The following is a 15,200-nucleotide window of genomic DNA, read 5'->3' as shown; positions in this document are numbered from 1 at the left end:
CCGACACGCACGCTCGCGGCAACCCAGAAGCTAGGGAGCTGAGACACCCGCGCTCATCACCCGCACGGCGCTGATCAGACCGTCTATCAGGTTGCCGTCTTTGAACGACGCGGCGGCGGCCGAGACGCCCAGCGGCGCGGACTCCTCGATGCCTCGGCCCTTCACGTCGTTGCCGTAGACCACCTCGATGGCGCGCTGATTGGGCGACACCGCCAACAGCACGGCATTGTTCGGCGTCGGCACGCTGCCCAGGATCTCGCGCGCGCTCGCCGCGGTGTCTGCGCCGAGGTCGCCGAGATACACGGCGAAACGGGCCTGGGCCGCGCGCGAGCCGTACTTCAGCGCGTCGTCGAGGACGACGAGGTCCTTGGTCGGGAACGGATAGTGCACCGAGAGCTCGCCGGGCTGCGTGACGCCCGAAATCCGCCCGCTGGAGGTGACCACCCAGCCCACGGGCAGATCGGCCGGGTCGACCGTTGCGATCTCACCACTTGCCACTTGCGCCGCCTCCAATCGTCGCCGGGTGAGCACCGTGACCCGCCGAGTGGCCAGCCGAGTGACCATGGTCGGCAGGCTCGTCGGACGCCCACAGGATCGGCGGATGCGTCCACTGCTCGGATAGTTTGTACGTCGCCGGATGCGGGCCCTTGCGCTTCTTGCCGACACCCCAGATCAGTACGGCAAGCACGGCCGTCAACCCGAGCGGCACCAGAATCAAGAGCGCATGTGTCAGTGCGGTGCTCACGAAAGCAAACGGTATACCAGCCGCGATTACGCCGCGCCTTCGCCTAGGTATCGCACCCATACCGGATCGAGTTCCTTCAGGCTCGACAGCAACCGCCAGTGCTGTCCCTTCGGCGGAACCGGAACCGTGCGCAGGGCCCAGCCGAGCTCCGCGAGCAGCCGATCGGCTTTGCGGTGGTTGCACGTCGAGCAGGCCGCCACGCAGTTCTCCCACGAGTGGGCTCCGCCGCGGCTACGCGGCACCACGTGGTCGACGGTGTCGGCCTTGGCGCCGCAGTAGGCGCACCGGAACCGGTCACGGTGCATCAGGGCCGCACGCGTCATCGGGATGCGCGCGCGGTACGGCACCCGGACGTAGGACCGCAACCGGATCACCGACGGCACCACGATGGAGCGGGTGGCGGAGTGGATCACCGGCCCGCTCGGGTCGTCGTGCACCACGTCGGCCTTGCCGCACATCAGCATGATGACCGCCCGGCGCATCGGCAGAGCGGTCAACGGTTCGTAGGTGGAGTTCAGCAGGAGGACACGGCGGCGGCCCCAGATCGAGGCCTCGGTGGTACTCGGCGGATGGATGTCGACGCTGCGCAGCACGCGAGCCTGCGCGCCTGGTACCACCGACCCGGCCAGGGCCGTCGCGGCACCGGGGCTCCGCTGACCGGTCCTTCTGGACGGGCCTTTCCTGCGATGCGCCATACGTCCTCCGAGGAGACAGTTCACCACGGATTCCTGACAATCGCACGACAATTCTTGGCGTGTTCGCAGGTCAGTCCCGTGAACATCGGGTGACTCGACCGGCTGACCTGGCCAATGAAGCAACAAGGAACAATGGTGGCGTGACCCAGCCACAGGTGTCGTTCTACGACGAAGTCGGTGGCCACGAGACGTTCCGCGCGATCGTGGCGCGGTTCTACGAGTTGGTCCGCGAGGACGAGATTCTTCGACCGCTCTACCCCGAGGAGGATCTCGGACCCGCCGAGGTCCGCCTGCGGATGTTTCTGGAGCAGTACTGGGGCGGCCCGCGCACCTATTCCGACCAGCGCGGGCACCCGCGGCTGCGGATGCGTCACGTCCCGTTCAGGATCGGGTACCTCGAGCGCGACGCGTGGCTGCGCTGCATGCACTCCGCGATCGCTGAGATCGATTCCCAGACTCTGGACGACGAACACCGCAGAGAACTGTTGGCCTACCTCGAGATGGCCGCCGACTCGATGGTGAACTCGCCGTTCTGATGCCGCCGTGGTGGTCGCGCGCGCTGTTCTACCAGGTCTATCCGCGCTCGTTTCAAGACAGCGACGGTGACGGTGTCGGGGACCTCGACGGCGTGACCGCGCGGTTGGACTACCTCAAGGCGCTCGGGGTTGACGCGATCTGGCTCAACCCGGTGATGGTCTCGCCGATGGCCGACAACGGCTACGACGTCGCCGATCCGCGCGACGTCGACCCGCTGTTCGGCGGCATGGCCGCACTGGACCGCCTGATCGCCGCCGCGCATCGCGCGGGCCTGAGGGTGACGATGGACCTGGTGCCCAACCACACCAGTTCGGCGCATCCGTGGTTCCAGGCCGCCCTCGCCGCGAGCCCCGGCAGTCTCGAGCGGGAGCGATACATCTTCCGCGACGGCACCGGGCCCGGCGGTGGTGGGCCGCCGAACAACTGGCACTCGATCTTCGGCGGTCCGGCGTGGACACGGGTGACCGAAGCCGACGGCAGTCCCGGCCAGTGGTACCTGCATCTGTTCGACGCAGAGCAGCCCGACCTGAACTGGGACAACCCCGAGGTGTTCGACGACCTCGAGAAGACTTTGCGGTTCTGGCTCGACCGCGGCGTCGACGGGTTCCGCATCGACGTCGCACACGGCATGGCCAAGCCGCCCGACCTGCCCGACATGCCGGCGCCCAAGCCCGAGATGTTGCTCGCTGAGATGGACGAGGACCCCCGGTTCAACAACGACGGCGTGCACGAGATCCACCGCAGCATCCGCCGGGTGTTCGACGACTACCCCGAAGCCGTTGCGGTCGGCGAGATCTGGGTTTACGACAACGAACAATTCGCCCGCTACGTGCGCCCCGACGAACTGCATCTGGGCTTCAACTTCCGACTGCTGCGCGCGACGTTCGACGCGGCCGACATCCGCGATGCTACCGAAAATTCCCTCGCGGCAGCTGAATTGGTCGACGCCGCGCCGACCTGGACCCTGGCCAACCACGACGTCGACCGCGAGCCGACGCGGTTCGGCGGCGGCAGCGTCGGTTTGGCCCGCGCGCGGGCAATGGCGTTGGTCATGCTCGCGCTGCCGGGAGCGGTATTCGTCTACAACGGTGAAGAACTCGGCCTGCCGAATGTCGACCTGCCCGACGAGGCGCTGCGGGATCCGGTCTGGGAGCGGTCCGGGCATACCCGGCGTGGGCGCGACGGCAGCCGAGTTCCGATGCCGTGGCACGGCAACACTCCCCCGTTCGGGTTCTCCGACAATCCCGACACCTGGTTGCCGATGCCGCCGCAGTGGGCGGAGCTGACGGTGGCCAAGCAGCTCGACGATCCGACGTCGACGCTGACGCTGTTCCGGCGTGCCTTCGAACTGCGCTCTGGCCGTCCCGAATTCGACGGGTCGATCGAGTGGGTATCCTCCCCGGCGGACACACTGATGTTCCGCCGCGGCAGCGGGTTGCTGTGTGCGCTCAACGCCGGCCCCCGAACGGTCGCCCTGCCCGACGGCGAGATCCTGCTCACCAGCGGGCCGTTGGCCGACGGTGCGTTGCCGCCGAACACCGCCGCCTGGCTGGTGTAACCCCCTGCCCGCGCGAGCGTGCGTGTTTGCGCACGACACGCCGGGATCGTCAGCGGTTCGCGCACACTCGCGTCATGACGAGCGTGCTCAAAGTGCTGTTCGGGCGCGGCGTGTCGTGTGCAAACACGCACGCTCGCGCCCTCGAGAAGTTAGTTAGCGCAATACCACTGCGGGATCGCCGCGGCGGCGATACACCGAACCGAACCGAGCGTCGATGCGCAGCCACGTCGGAGAAACACGCACCCGCACCATCTCATCCCCTGCGAGCTCGGCACCGGACTGCGGCAGGAAACCCATTGCCGTCAAGGCGAATACACAGCGCATCGGAACACCCACGCGCTCAGGACCGGAACTGACCGCGACGACCTCCTGGTCGAGCAGCGACACCGGTGGCCCCTGACTGCTGGAGTGTTCCTTGGCCAGGTCGCTCCCACGCTGCGCCAGGTCGAGCACGACGCGGGCGGGCACGTCGTCGAGATGCGCGAATCCGGTGTCGGGAGGCAGAGCCCCGCGCCAGGCGGAGTCCATCGCGAAGCCCGGGTCGACGCGGCCGTCGTCCGCCATCGAACGCAGACCCGCGACCAGCGCGTCAGCACCCGTCGACATGTCGGGCGGGCTCACCCTGCCCCTGGCCACCCGGCTGGCCAGCACATCGAGACCCGTTGCGACCCAGGCCGTCACGAAGCCGTCCGACCGCTGGCGCAGCCTGATCACCGCCGCGTCGTCGAGGTGCATCGCTCGCTCGGCGAAGGTCTCCAAGTCTGCGCGGTCCGTCGGATCGGCCAGCCAGAGGCCTCGCTCCGCTCCGGTCATCGCGTCCAGCTCTGCAGGTAGTCTCGCTGCTGCTCTGAAAGCCGTTGTAACCGCCGCTCTTTGATGTGCACCGCGGCCAACTGCGTCTCGGCGATCACCGCTGGCTTCGTGTCGGGCGACGCGCCCACCGACCGCACCTCGTACCCGATCGTGAAGTCGACGGCGCGCACCCGCTTGGACCACATCGTCACCTGCAGCGGTGAATCGAGCAGTCGCAGCTGCGCCTTGTAGGAGATGCTGACGTCGGCGATGAGCAGCCCAATCGTCTCGATCTCGGGGCCGAACGGTTCACGCAGGAAAGGAATTCGGGCTTCTTCGAGGATCGTCACCATGGTGGCGTGGTTGATGTGCTGATACATGTCGATGTCCGACCACCGCACATGCACCGGCGCGACAAAACCTCTGCTCACCGTGACGTCCCCGTTCCGCTCGTGCGCGTCATACTGCGGATCTGGCGGGCCGCCACCGACAGCGTCGCCAGGTCGTGCTCGCCGCTTTCATAGATCTCCTTGAGCGTGCGGCGCGCGCGGCCGACCCGCGAGCCGTTCGTCGTCTCCCACTCCTCGATCTTCTCCTCACCGGTCTCCTCCGGCTCGCCGACCGCGAGCACGTCAAGGCACAGCGCGCGCAGCGAGCCGTAGATGTCGTCGCGAATGGCCAACCGCGCCAACGAATGCCAACGGTCGTCGCGCTCCAGCCGCGACACCGCGGTGAGCAGCATGTCGGTGTTGAGGTAGTCCATCAACGCGAAATAGGTGTCGGCCACCTCGGCCGGCTCCCGGTCGACGATGTCGGCGATGTCGATCACGTCGAGCAGGCTGAACTGGTAGAGCCCCGTCGCGACCATGTACGCCAGGTCTTCGGGCACGCCCTCCGACACGAGGTCACCGGCGTCCTTGGCGACGATCGTCTTGTCGTCGCCGCGCAGCCATTCCGACATGCGCGGCGTCAGTGCGCCCACCTTGGCGGCGAACCGGTTGGTTTCTGCCCCGACCGCCAGCGGCTGCGGACGGTAGTTGAGCAGCCAGCGCCCGGCCCGGTCGACCAGCCGCCGCAGATCCAGCGTCATGCGGTCCGTCACCGCCACCGAGACCCCTTTGCCGCCGGCGGCGCGGATCTCTCGCCAGACATCGCCGATGCGGAAGATCGCGTTGGCGGCCGCATAGCTGCGGACCGCGTCCACGGGCCCCACTCCGACGTCCTCGGTGATGCGGTAGGCGTAGGTGATTCCGCTGGTGTCGACCAGATCGTTGACGAGCATCGTGGTGACGATCTCCCGGCGCAGTTGATGACCGCGGATCTCCCTGCTGAACTGCTCACGCAACTTGACCGGGAAGTACCCGGGCAGCCGCGCGGCGAATACTTCCTGGTCGGGAATCTCGCTGCTCAGCACATCGGCTTTGAGCGCCAGTTTGACATGCGCCATCAGCGTCGCGAGTTCCGGTGAGGTGAGCCCGATCCCGATCTCGCTGCGCCGTCGGATCTCTTTCTCCGACGGCAGCGCCTCCAGCTCGCGGTTCAGCCCGCGCTCGGCGACGAAGTCCTTGATCATCCGGGCGTGCACCGGCAGCAGGCTCGCCGCGTTGGCGCGGCTCGTGCCCATCAAGTCGTTCTGATCCTCGTTGTCCTCGAGCACCAACCGCCCGACCTCGTCGGTCATGGACAACAACAGGTCGGTGCGGTCCTCCGGACTGACCTTGCCCGCGGTGACCACCGAGTCGATGAGGATTTTGATGTTCACTTCGTGGTCGGAACAGTCCACGCCAGCTGAGTTGTCCAGCGCGTCGGTGTTGATGCGGCCGCCGGCGAGATCGAACTCGATTCGGCCCCGCGACGTGACCCCGAGGTTGCCGCCTTCCCCGATCACCTTGGCGCGCACCTGATTTCCGTTCACCCGCACAGGATCGTTGGCGCGGTCACCCACATCGGCGTCGGCCTCGGTCTCGGCCTTGATGTAGGTGCCGATGCCGCCGTTGAACAGCAGATCGGCGGGCGCCTTGAGGATCGCCTTGATCAGGTTCGGTGGGGTCAGTTCTTCGACATCGTCGTCGATCCCGAGCGCGGCACGCGCCTGCGGGCTGATCCGAATCGACTTGTGCTCCCTGCTGAATACGCCACCGCCCTCGCTGATCAGCGACGAGTCGTAGTCCTCCCAACTGGACCGCGGCAGGTCGAACAGACGCTTACGTTCCTCCCACGACCGCGCGGCGTCGGGATCGGGGTCGATGAAGATGTGCCGGTGGTCGAAGGCGGCCAGCAGCCGGATGTGCTTGGACAACAACATCCCGTTGCCGAACACGTCACCGCTCATGTCGCCGACGCCGACGACGGTGAAGTCCTCGGACTGAGTGTCCACCCCCATCTCGCGGAAGTGACGCTTGACCGACTCCCACGCACCCTTGGCGGTGATGCCCATCGCCTTGTGGTCGTATCCGACCGAACCGCCGGAGGCGAACGCGTCGCCGAGCCAGAAGCCGTACGACTTCGCCACCTCGTTGGCGATGTCGGAGAACGTCGCGGTGCCTTTGTCGGCAGCGACGACGAGGTAGGCGTCGTCGCCGTCGCGGCGGACCACGTCGGGCGGCGGCACCACATCGCCGGTGGCCTTGTGCACGTTGTCGGTCACGTCGAGCACTCCGGAGATGAACAGCTTGTAGCAGGCGACCCCTTCGGTGCGCTGGGCGTCGCGGTCGGCGCCGGCGTCTCCGGTCGGTGCCGGCGGCTGCTTGACGACGAATCCGCCCTTGGCGCCGACGGGAACGATCACCGCGTTCTTGACGGCCTGCGCCTTGACCAGTCCGAGGATCTCGGTGCGGAAGTCCTCCCGCCGGTCCGACCAGCGCAGGCCACCGCGCGCGACGTACCCGAACCGCAGATGCACCCCCTCCACCCGGGGCGAGTAGACGAAGATCTCGAACTTCGGTCGGGGCAGCGGCAATTCGTCGATGAGGGCGGGGTCGAGTTTGAACGACAGCACATCCTGGCGCCGGGCCGACTTCGGGTTGGTGACGAAGTAGTTGGTGCGCAGCGTGGCCTGGATCATCGAGGCGAACGCCCGCAGCACGCGGTCGGTGTCCAGGCTGACGAGCGCGTCGATGTCGGACGAAACCGCCGCCGCGGCGGCCTGCGCGTCGCGACGCTTCGGCGCACCCTGCTCGGATTCCTCGGCCGGGAAGAACAGCGCCTCGAACAACTCCACCAGTGACCGCGCCGTCTTGGCGTTGTCGTTGACGACCGACTCGATGTGCGACTGACTGTAGGGAAAACCGGCCTGCCGCAGATACTTTGCGTAGCTGCGCAGCACGCTCACCTGCTGCCAGGTCAGCCCCGCGCGCAGCACCAGCTCGTTGAACCGGTCGATCTCCATGCGGCACTGCCAGATCGCGGTCAGCGCATCGGCGAACCGCGCCGCGGTCGCGTCGCGCTCGGCGCCCGGCGCCACATGGGGGATGGACTTGTGCGGTGAGATCTTGAACTGGTAGATCCACACCGGAAGCTCGTCGGGCCGCACCACGGTGAAGGGCCGCTCTTCGAGCACCACGACGCCCATCGACTGCAGCATCGGCAGTAGGTCGCTCAGCGATGCGCTGTGACCGCCGAGATACAGCGTCAGCTGAGCGACGCCCTCGTCGGTGTCGGCCAGCACCGGTTTGAACGAACCGTCCTGCAGCTCTTCGATGACCGCGATGTCGTCGATCGCAGCGGTCGGTGACACGGCCTGCTTGTAGGTCGCGGCGAACGCCGTCGCGTAGTGCTCCGCTTCACGCTGGCCGATGGAGCCGGTCTTGACCGCGCCGATCAGCCGATCACCCCATGTCCGGGCCGCTTCGGTGAGCAGATCCTGGATCCGGGTCTGGTTGCCGGCGGACGTGTCGATGTCGCGCGCTCTGGTGGAATCGGGCATGCGAACCGAGAAATGCACCACCGCCCAGGGTGATTCGCTGACCCGCGCGGTGTAGTCGATGCTCACCCCGCCCAGTTCGCGGACCAGGATGTCCTGCATCTCGAGCCGGACCGCGGTGGTGTAGCGGTCGCGCGGCAGATACACCAGACAGGACACGAAGTGCGCGAGCGAGTCGGCGCGCAGGAACAACAGTGTGCGTCGGCGCGATCCCAGGTCGACGACGGCCTTCACCATGTCCAGCAGCTTGCGGGCGGGCAGTGCGAACAGCTCGGACCGCGGGATGGTCTGCATGATGTCGAGCAGCAGCTGCGCGGGATGGCTCGGGTCACGCCGGGCCAGCGACAGCGCTTCGTTCACCCGCCGGGAAATCAGCGGTATCTCAAGAACATTGGCGTTCATCGCCGCAACCGTGAACAACCCGACGAACCGGTGTTCGATCGCCGCGTCGCCGTGGTTCTCGCGGACCACAACGATGTAGGGGTAGGCGCCGTAACGCAGATAGCTCGGGATCGTCGCCTGCGCCAGCACGAGTAACTCGTTGCTGTCGGTCAGCTGCGGCAGCACGTCGTGGCGCAGCCTCAGTACCCCCAACCGGCTGCCCGGGTCCACCGACGACCGCCCGTCGCGCACCGGGCAACGCTGGTAGCCGAGTACCACGAAATGTCCGTCGGCCAGCCAACGCAGCAGCGCGGCGACGTCACCGCGATCCGTGCCGGCGAACCGTCCGCCGGAATCGGCCTCGAGTTCGCGAGCCAGCCAGTGCAACGTCGACGTCAGGGCATCCGAGTCTCGCGCGACCTGGCGAGCGTCCGCCAGGACACTCGGAAGCAGCTGTGCCACCTCGGCGACTGCTTTCATGTCGACTGTCGGCGCGAGCTGCACGTGAATCCACACCTCGTCGATCCACGCGTCGTGGCGGCGCTGACCGAGCGGCGCGACCTCGAGCAGTTCACCGTCTGGCCCGCGGCGAACCCGGAAGAGCGGGTTCATGATCGCGGTGTACGCGACACCGAATCGGTGCAGCAGCACCGTCACCGAATCCATCACCATCGCGGTGTATTCGGTGACGATCTGCAGCGCCGGCCCGAACCCGGCCGGATCGCCGGCGGCGTAGACCGCGACGCGGGTGTCATCGGGCCGCCTGCTGCCGGCCAGCCGGTGATGCGCCGGCACCAGTCCGGACGGCAGCATCTCACGCACCGACATGGTCACCGGGATCGTCACGTCGGCATCCGCGGAGGGCGCGTCGGCGTGGGGACCGCGGTAGGTGTCGAGATAGGCCCGCGACAGCTCCGCCCTGGTCTGCTCGTCCAACGCCGGCGAACGGTGCGTCCCGGTCACGCCCGCTCCCGCGCCGGCTGGTCTTCGGTCGGCTCCCGGGGTCACCGACATGACCTTAGTAGTCCCCGGTCGTCCCCTTGGCCGTTTGGGCCGGGCGGCGTGCCGGGCTACCGCTGCGATCAGTCGCGCGTGAGCTTGCGATGCGTCACCCGGTGCGGGCGCGCGGCTTCGATACCGAGCCGTTCGACCTTGTTCTCCTCGTAGGCACCGAAGTTGCCCTCGAACCAGAACCACTTGGCCTCGCTGTCCTCGTCGCCCTCCCACGCCAGGATGTGCGTGCACGTGCGGTCGAGGAACCACCGGTCGTGGGAGATCACGACGGCGCAACCGGGAAAGCTCTCCAGCGCGTTCTCCAACGACGACAGCGTTTCCACGTCGAGGTCGTTGGTCGGCTCGTCGAGCAGGATCAGGTTGCCGCCCTCCTTGAGCGTCAGCGCCAGGTTGAGCCGGTTGCGTTCGCCGCCGGACAGCACACCCGCGGGCTTCTGCTGATCGGGGCCCTTGAAGCCGAACGCCGAGACGTAAGCGCGCGACGGGATCTCGTTCTGGCCGACCTCGATGTAGTCCAGCCCGTCGGAGACGACCTCCCACACGTTCTTCTTCGGGTCGATGCCCGCGCGGGTCTGGTCGACGTAGCTGAGCTTGACCGTCTCACCGACCTTCACGGTGCCGCTGTCGGGCTGTTCGAGGCCGACGATCGTCTTGAACAACGTGGTCTTGCCGACGCCGTTGGGACCGATGACGCCGACGATGCCGTTGCGCGGCAGCGTGAACGACAGGTCCTTGATGAGCGTGCGCCCGCCGAAACCCTTGTCGAGGTGCTCTACCTCGACAACGACGCTGCCCAGCCGCGGCGGCGTCGGAATCTGGATCTCCTCGAAGTCGAGCTTGCGGGTCTTCTCCGCCTCTGCGGCCATCTCCTCGTAGCGTTGCAGTCGGGCCTTGCTCTTCGCCTGACGCGCTTTGGCACCCGAGCGCACCCACGCCAGTTCGTCCTGGAGTCGCTTCTGCAGTTTCGCGTCCTTGCGGCCCTGCACGGCGACGCGTTCTGCTTTCTTCTCCAGGTACGTCGAGTAGTTGCCTTCATACGGATAGGCGCGTCCGCGATCGAGCTCGAGAATCCATTCGGCGACGTTGTCCAGGAAGTACCGGTCGTGGGTGACCGCGAGGATCGCTCCCTTGTACTCCGCGAGGTGCTGCTCGAGCCACTGCACGCTCTCGGCGTCGAGGTGGTTGGTCGGCTCGTCGAGCAGCAGCAGGTCGGGCTTGGACAGCAGCAGCTTGCACAACGCCACCCGCCGGCGCTCGCCGCCGGACAGGTGGGTGACCGGTTCGTCGGGCGGCGGGCAGCGTAAGGCATCCATCGCCTGCTCGAGCTGCGAGTCGATGTCCCACGCGTCGGCGGCGTCGAGCTCCTCCTGCAGCCGCCCCATCTCCTCCATCAACTCGTCGGAGTAGTCGGTGGCCATCAGCTCGGCGACCTCGTTGTAGCGATTGAGCTTCGCTTTGATCGCGACGCCCTCTTCGACGTTCTCGCGAACGGTCTTCTCCTCGTTGAGCGGAGGCTCCTGCTGCAGGATGCCCACGGTCGCGCCGGGCTGCAGGAACGCGTCGCCGTTGTTGGGCTGGTCGAGCCCGGCCATGATCCGCAAGACGCTCGACTTGCCCGCCCCGTTGGGGCCGACGACGCCGATCTTCGCTCCTGGAAGGAAGTTCAGGCTGACGTCGTCGAGGATGACTTTGTCGCCGTGCGCCTTGCGGACCTTGCGCATCGAGTAGATGAATTCGGCCATGCCGTTGCTGTGCCTTTCGCTGATCGCGAGGATTGCCGTGTTGCTCGCGGACCATCGTAGGCGGGGCCACCTCGGCGCAGCCGAGTGAGCTACTCGAGTGCCTGCGCCGAGGGCGTGGCTCCGCTACGCCGTCAAGGGCAGCGACTCATCGGGCTGCTCCTCGTCGTCCTCGCCGGTGTCCTCGCACTGGACGTCTGATTCGGTGGACCGCTCGATCTGCTGCCTGACCCGGTCGATGCGCGCTCTGCACCGAGCGAGATCAGGGCCGACCGAGGTGGCGCGCACTTCGACCGACGACCGCCGGTTCCCCTCACGGTCGTCGTACTCGCTGGTGTAGACGTGCCCGACGACGATGACGGGATCGCCCTTGACCAAAGCGGCGCTGGCCCCGGCCACGGCTCGACCCCAGCAGCTCACCGTGACGAACAACGAGTTCCCCGGCTCCCATGTTCCCTCGGCGGTGCGCCGGCGCGAGTTGCTCGCAACGCGGAATCGGACCATCTCCTGGTCTCCGACCCGCCGGTGGATCGGGTCGGTCACGATGTTGCCGACGATGGTGAACGGTGTCTCGAACATGACGATCTCCTTCAACTTGTTTCTCGACGGCCCGACGGCGCGCCGATGACACCGTCATTGAGCGCCACGGCGCCGACACCGGGCGTTCAAACCGCCGGGGCGCCGCGCCGCGCTGTGGATGAATCGGGCGTTGGGGACAGACGCCCGTACCGCCGATCGTTACCGCCGAGACCGACGCTTTGGTCGGTCAACAGGCCCGCGATCGACCAATACGTCGGTTTCGAGCGAAAGTCAGTCACGGGCGCCAGCCCCGCGACAGCAGAGCCGTGCGCGCCTGCTCGACGATGTCGGGCCCGCGGTCCTTTTTGATGACGTGGATGACGTGCCAGCCGAGCCGCTGCAGCACGCGGTTCACCTGAACGTCCAGGACATACTGTCGCCGGCTGGTGAGGTGTTGTTCGCCGTCGTACTCGGCGCCGACTTTGAAATTCTCCCAACACATGTCGATGCGCCGGACGTAGTTGCCCCACTCGTCGGATACGACGAACTGCGTGGTGGGTCGGGGCAGTCCGGCATCGATGAAGAGCAGTCGCAGCCAGGTTTCCTTCGGCGACTCGGCACCGCCGTCGACAAGCGGCAACGCTGTCCGTAGCAGCCGCAGACCACGCGCGCCGCGATGACGTTTCGCCAGTAGCGCGACATCCTCGAGAGCGAACGGGCGGGCTCTCATCAACGCGTCCATACGGGCGACAGACTGGTCTCGCGGCTGATGGCGGCCGAGGTCGAACGCGGTGCGGGCCGGGCTAGTCACCCCGATGCCCGCGACCGTGCACACCTCGTCCTCGTCCAGGGTCTCGTCGCGGACGATCAGCCCGCGTTGCTGTCGCACTGCCGACACGAGTTCGATGGGAACGTCGTCGCTAATCCATTTCGCTCCGTGCATCGCGGAGGCGGCGACCCCGGCGATCACCGCCTTCGGTGAGGCGAGCGACGCGCCGATGATCCTCTCGCGCAGCGACACTTCGTAATTCCGCGGGACGTAGATGCCGCGGTACAGCGGGCGATACTGGCTGCGCAGGTGGGCTCTCGTGAGGTGGCCGGCGGCTACGGCATCACTGCCGATGAACGGAATCTCCACACTGGTTGGACGCAGGCGGCCGCTCGTATCGCTCCCTGCGGTCCTCGAAACCGACGCAATGGTCGATTCGGCGGCCGGATACCAACCAAATCGTCGGTCTCGGCACTCTGAGAGCTCGGCACTCTGAGATCTCGGCGACCCGAGGACAGCGCTGCTATCGGGCGTCGCGGCGGGCGAGTTCGGCCAGCATCGCGTTGTACGCGACCAGGTCGGCGTCGTCGTCTCGGTCCGCGGCGCGGTCCAGTCGCTTCGCAGTGCGCTCGTCGCTGCGTGACCACTGGATCAGCAGCGCGAACATCACCAGCACGAGCGGAACCTCGCCCGCCGCCCACGCGATGCCACCGCCGGTGTGCTGGTCGGAGAGCAGATCGGTGTGCCAGGGCAGCTGAAGCGACCGGTAGAACGGCTCGCCGAGCACCGTCTTCATGCCCATCATCACGACGCCGAAGAACGCGTGCAGCGGTAGGGACGCGAACACCATCGCCACCTTGCCCAGCTGGGGGATCTGCCGTGGCGCCGGATCGATCCCGATCACCACCCAGTAGAAGAGGTAGCCGCTGAGCAGGAAGTGCAGGTTCATCAACACGTGGGCGCCGTGATTGTCGACCGCCGCGTCGAACAGGCCGCCGAAGTACAGCCCGTAGAAACCGGCGACGAAGACCACCGTCGCTATGACGGGGTTCGTCAGAAACCGCGCGAACCGTGAATGCAGCCCGGCCAGCAGCCACTCCCGCATACCCGGCGGCTCTCCGCGGCCGGCTGCCGGCAGGGCCCGCAACGCCAGCGTCATCGGCGCGCCGAGCACCAGCAGGACAGGCACCAACATCGACAGCACCATGTGCGCCATCATGTGCATCGAGAACATCGCCGGCATGTACCTGCCCAGCCCCGACGACGTCGCGAACAGCAACGCCGCGCAGCCGCACAGCCAGCCGATCGTCCGGCCCACCGGCCAGCTGTCGCCGCGTCGACGCAGCCGGCGCACCCCCAGCAGGTACACCGCCGCGAACACGATCGCGGCGGTGCCGAAGATCAGATCGAAGCGCCAGTCGAGCAGTATCCGCTCGAAGGTAGGCGGCCCGGCCAAGTCGTATCCGATCGCGACCTCGACCGCGCTGGGCTGTTCGGTGAGCGGCGGCGGCGGCGTGCGCCCCAAGCCGACCGCGATGCCGAACGTCGCGCCGAACAGCACCGCCTCGAGCAGCGCCAGCCGGATGAACGCGCTCCGCGATTCGGGGTCGGCCTGCAGCGCGGCCACCCCGCTGCGACGCTGCCGCCAGCCGAGCACTCCGAGCAGGACCAGCGCGACGGCTTTGGCGATGACCAGCCGGCCGTACTCGGCGCCCAGCAGGTCGGCCGGCTTGATGCGGACGAGTGCGTTCACCACGCCGCTGACGGCCATCACCACGAAGCACCAGAACGCGAGCGCCGAGAATCTGCGCGCAGCCAGGTCCGCGTGCTGACCGCCGCGCATGGCGTGCGCCAGCAAGGCCAGCAGGCCGCCGGCCCACAACGCCCCCGCAACGAGGTGGAACAGCAGGCTGTTGGTGGCCAGGTCGTGGGCGCCGCCGGTCGATGAGTGCCCGGTCAGGCCGAGCGGGATGAGCGTCATCAGGGCGCCCGCCAACAGAACCGGCGTCCACGACCAGCGCAGCACCGCAAGGCTGGCGAGGGTGACGGCCGCCGCGAGGAACACGGTCCAGCGCCATGCGCCTGCCGTCTCGACGAGGCTCGCCGCCGACCACAGTCCCAGCGGATCGAGCGTGTGACGCAGCGGTTGGCCGGACACGTCGGACACGGTCAACGGCACCATCAGTGCCGCGCACACCGTCCACGCCGCCGCAGCGCGGGTGCCCAGGCGCAGCGCGCGGTAACCGCCCACATCCAGCACGCCGTTGGGTTGGGGGGGTGTGAGGAACGCGGCGAACAGGAACGATCCGACGGCGATCACCGCTGCGATCTCGCCTGCGGCCCGCACGAACGGCAGCCCGTAGGTGGTGACCGGTCCGGGATCCGGCAGCCCGGTCGCGGTCAGCGCGTCAGCCAGCGACAGCGCACCGATGCCCGCCGCGACCGCGCCGGCCAGCACGGCGACGCCGACGAGCACCGGCCACGCCGCGCTGCGCGTGCGCAGTGCTGCCGTGGTCATCCCACCAGCGT

Annotated in this window: 12 protein-coding genes; 2 read left to right on the top strand and 10 right to left on the bottom strand. The window is 67.5% G+C overall.

Annotated features, from left to right (window positions below):
• Window positions 1-30: 30 nt before the first annotated feature.
• Genes A5663_RS07465 through A5663_RS07455 form a run of 3 tightly spaced genes read right to left on the bottom strand, consistent with a single transcriptional unit; the run spans window position 31 to window position 1,440 of the window.
• Window positions 31-498, bottom strand: a complete 468-nt coding sequence (locus A5663_RS07465) for a DUF5130 domain-containing protein (RefSeq protein WP_068146096.1) — start codon at window positions 496-498, stop codon at window positions 31-33.
• Window positions 485-745: a hypothetical protein gene (locus A5663_RS07460; protein WP_068146092.1), complete on the bottom strand. Its 261-nt coding sequence runs from the start codon at window positions 743-745 to the stop codon at window positions 485-487. The genes A5663_RS07465 and A5663_RS07460 overlap by 14 nt, the downstream gene beginning before the upstream one ends.
• A gap of 26 nt (window positions 746-771) precedes the next feature.
• Window positions 772-1,440 carry an HNH endonuclease gene (locus A5663_RS07455; protein WP_068146089.1) on the bottom strand — a complete coding sequence of 223 codons (669 nt, stop codon included), beginning with the start codon at window positions 1,438-1,440 and terminating at the stop codon, window positions 772-774.
• A gap of 140 nt (window positions 1,441-1,580) precedes the next feature.
• On the opposite strand from A5663_RS07455, the gene A5663_RS07450 reads away from it, so the two are divergent.
• Window positions 1,581-1,976, top strand: a complete 396-nt coding sequence (locus tag A5663_RS07450; RefSeq protein WP_068146086.1) for a globin — start codon at window positions 1,581-1,583, stop codon at window positions 1,974-1,976.
• On the top strand, window positions 1,976-3,535 hold the full coding sequence (locus A5663_RS07445) for a glycoside hydrolase family 13 protein (RefSeq protein WP_068146082.1): 1,560 nt from the start codon (window positions 1,976-1,978) through the stop codon (window positions 3,533-3,535). Before A5663_RS07450 ends, A5663_RS07445 begins: the two co-directional genes overlap by 1 nt.
• 153 nt (window positions 3,536-3,688) lie before the next feature.
• On the opposite strand, the gene A5663_RS07440 is transcribed toward A5663_RS07445, so the two are convergent.
• From A5663_RS07440 to A5663_RS07410, 7 genes are all read right to left on the bottom strand, one after another.
• Entirely contained in the window at window positions 3,689-4,348 is a 660-nt protein-coding gene (locus tag A5663_RS07440) for a hypothetical protein (protein ID WP_068146079.1), read from the bottom strand.
• Entirely contained in the window at window positions 4,345-4,758 is a 414-nt protein-coding gene (locus A5663_RS07435; RefSeq protein WP_068146076.1) for a thioesterase family protein, read from the bottom strand. The genes A5663_RS07440 and A5663_RS07435 overlap by 4 nt, the downstream gene beginning before the upstream one ends.
• Entirely contained in the window at window positions 4,755-9,644 is a 4,890-nt protein-coding gene (locus A5663_RS07430; protein WP_068146073.1) for an NAD-glutamate dehydrogenase, read from the bottom strand. Before A5663_RS07430 ends, A5663_RS07435 begins: the two co-directional genes overlap by 4 nt.
• 68 nt (window positions 9,645-9,712) lie before the next feature.
• Window positions 9,713-11,386, bottom strand: a complete 1,674-nt coding sequence (gene ettA, locus A5663_RS07425; protein WP_068146070.1) for an energy-dependent translational throttle protein EttA — start codon at window positions 11,384-11,386, stop codon at window positions 9,713-9,715.
• Window positions 11,387-11,509: 123 nt separating this feature from the next.
• On the bottom strand, window positions 11,510-11,962 hold the full coding sequence (gene ssb / locus A5663_RS07420; RefSeq protein WP_068146103.1) for a single-stranded DNA-binding protein: 453 nt from the start codon (window positions 11,960-11,962) through the stop codon (window positions 11,510-11,512).
• Between the two features lie 235 nt (window positions 11,963-12,197).
• Window positions 12,198-13,040, bottom strand: a complete 843-nt coding sequence (locus A5663_RS07415; protein ID WP_068146067.1) for a hypothetical protein — start codon at window positions 13,038-13,040, stop codon at window positions 12,198-12,200.
• Between the two features lie 154 nt (window positions 13,041-13,194).
• Window positions 13,195-15,189, bottom strand: coding sequence for a cytochrome c oxidase assembly protein (locus A5663_RS07410; RefSeq protein ID WP_068146065.1), 1,995 nt, complete (start codon window positions 15,187-15,189; stop codon window positions 13,195-13,197).
• Window positions 15,190-15,200 lie beyond the last annotated feature (11 nt).

The organism is Mycobacterium sp. E740, assembly GCF_001672895.1.
GTDB lineage: Bacteria > Actinomycetota > Actinomycetes > Mycobacteriales > Mycobacteriaceae > Mycobacterium.
The sequence above is the reverse complement of the archived record's forward strand: the minus strand, read 5'-3'. Positions and strand labels throughout refer to the sequence as shown.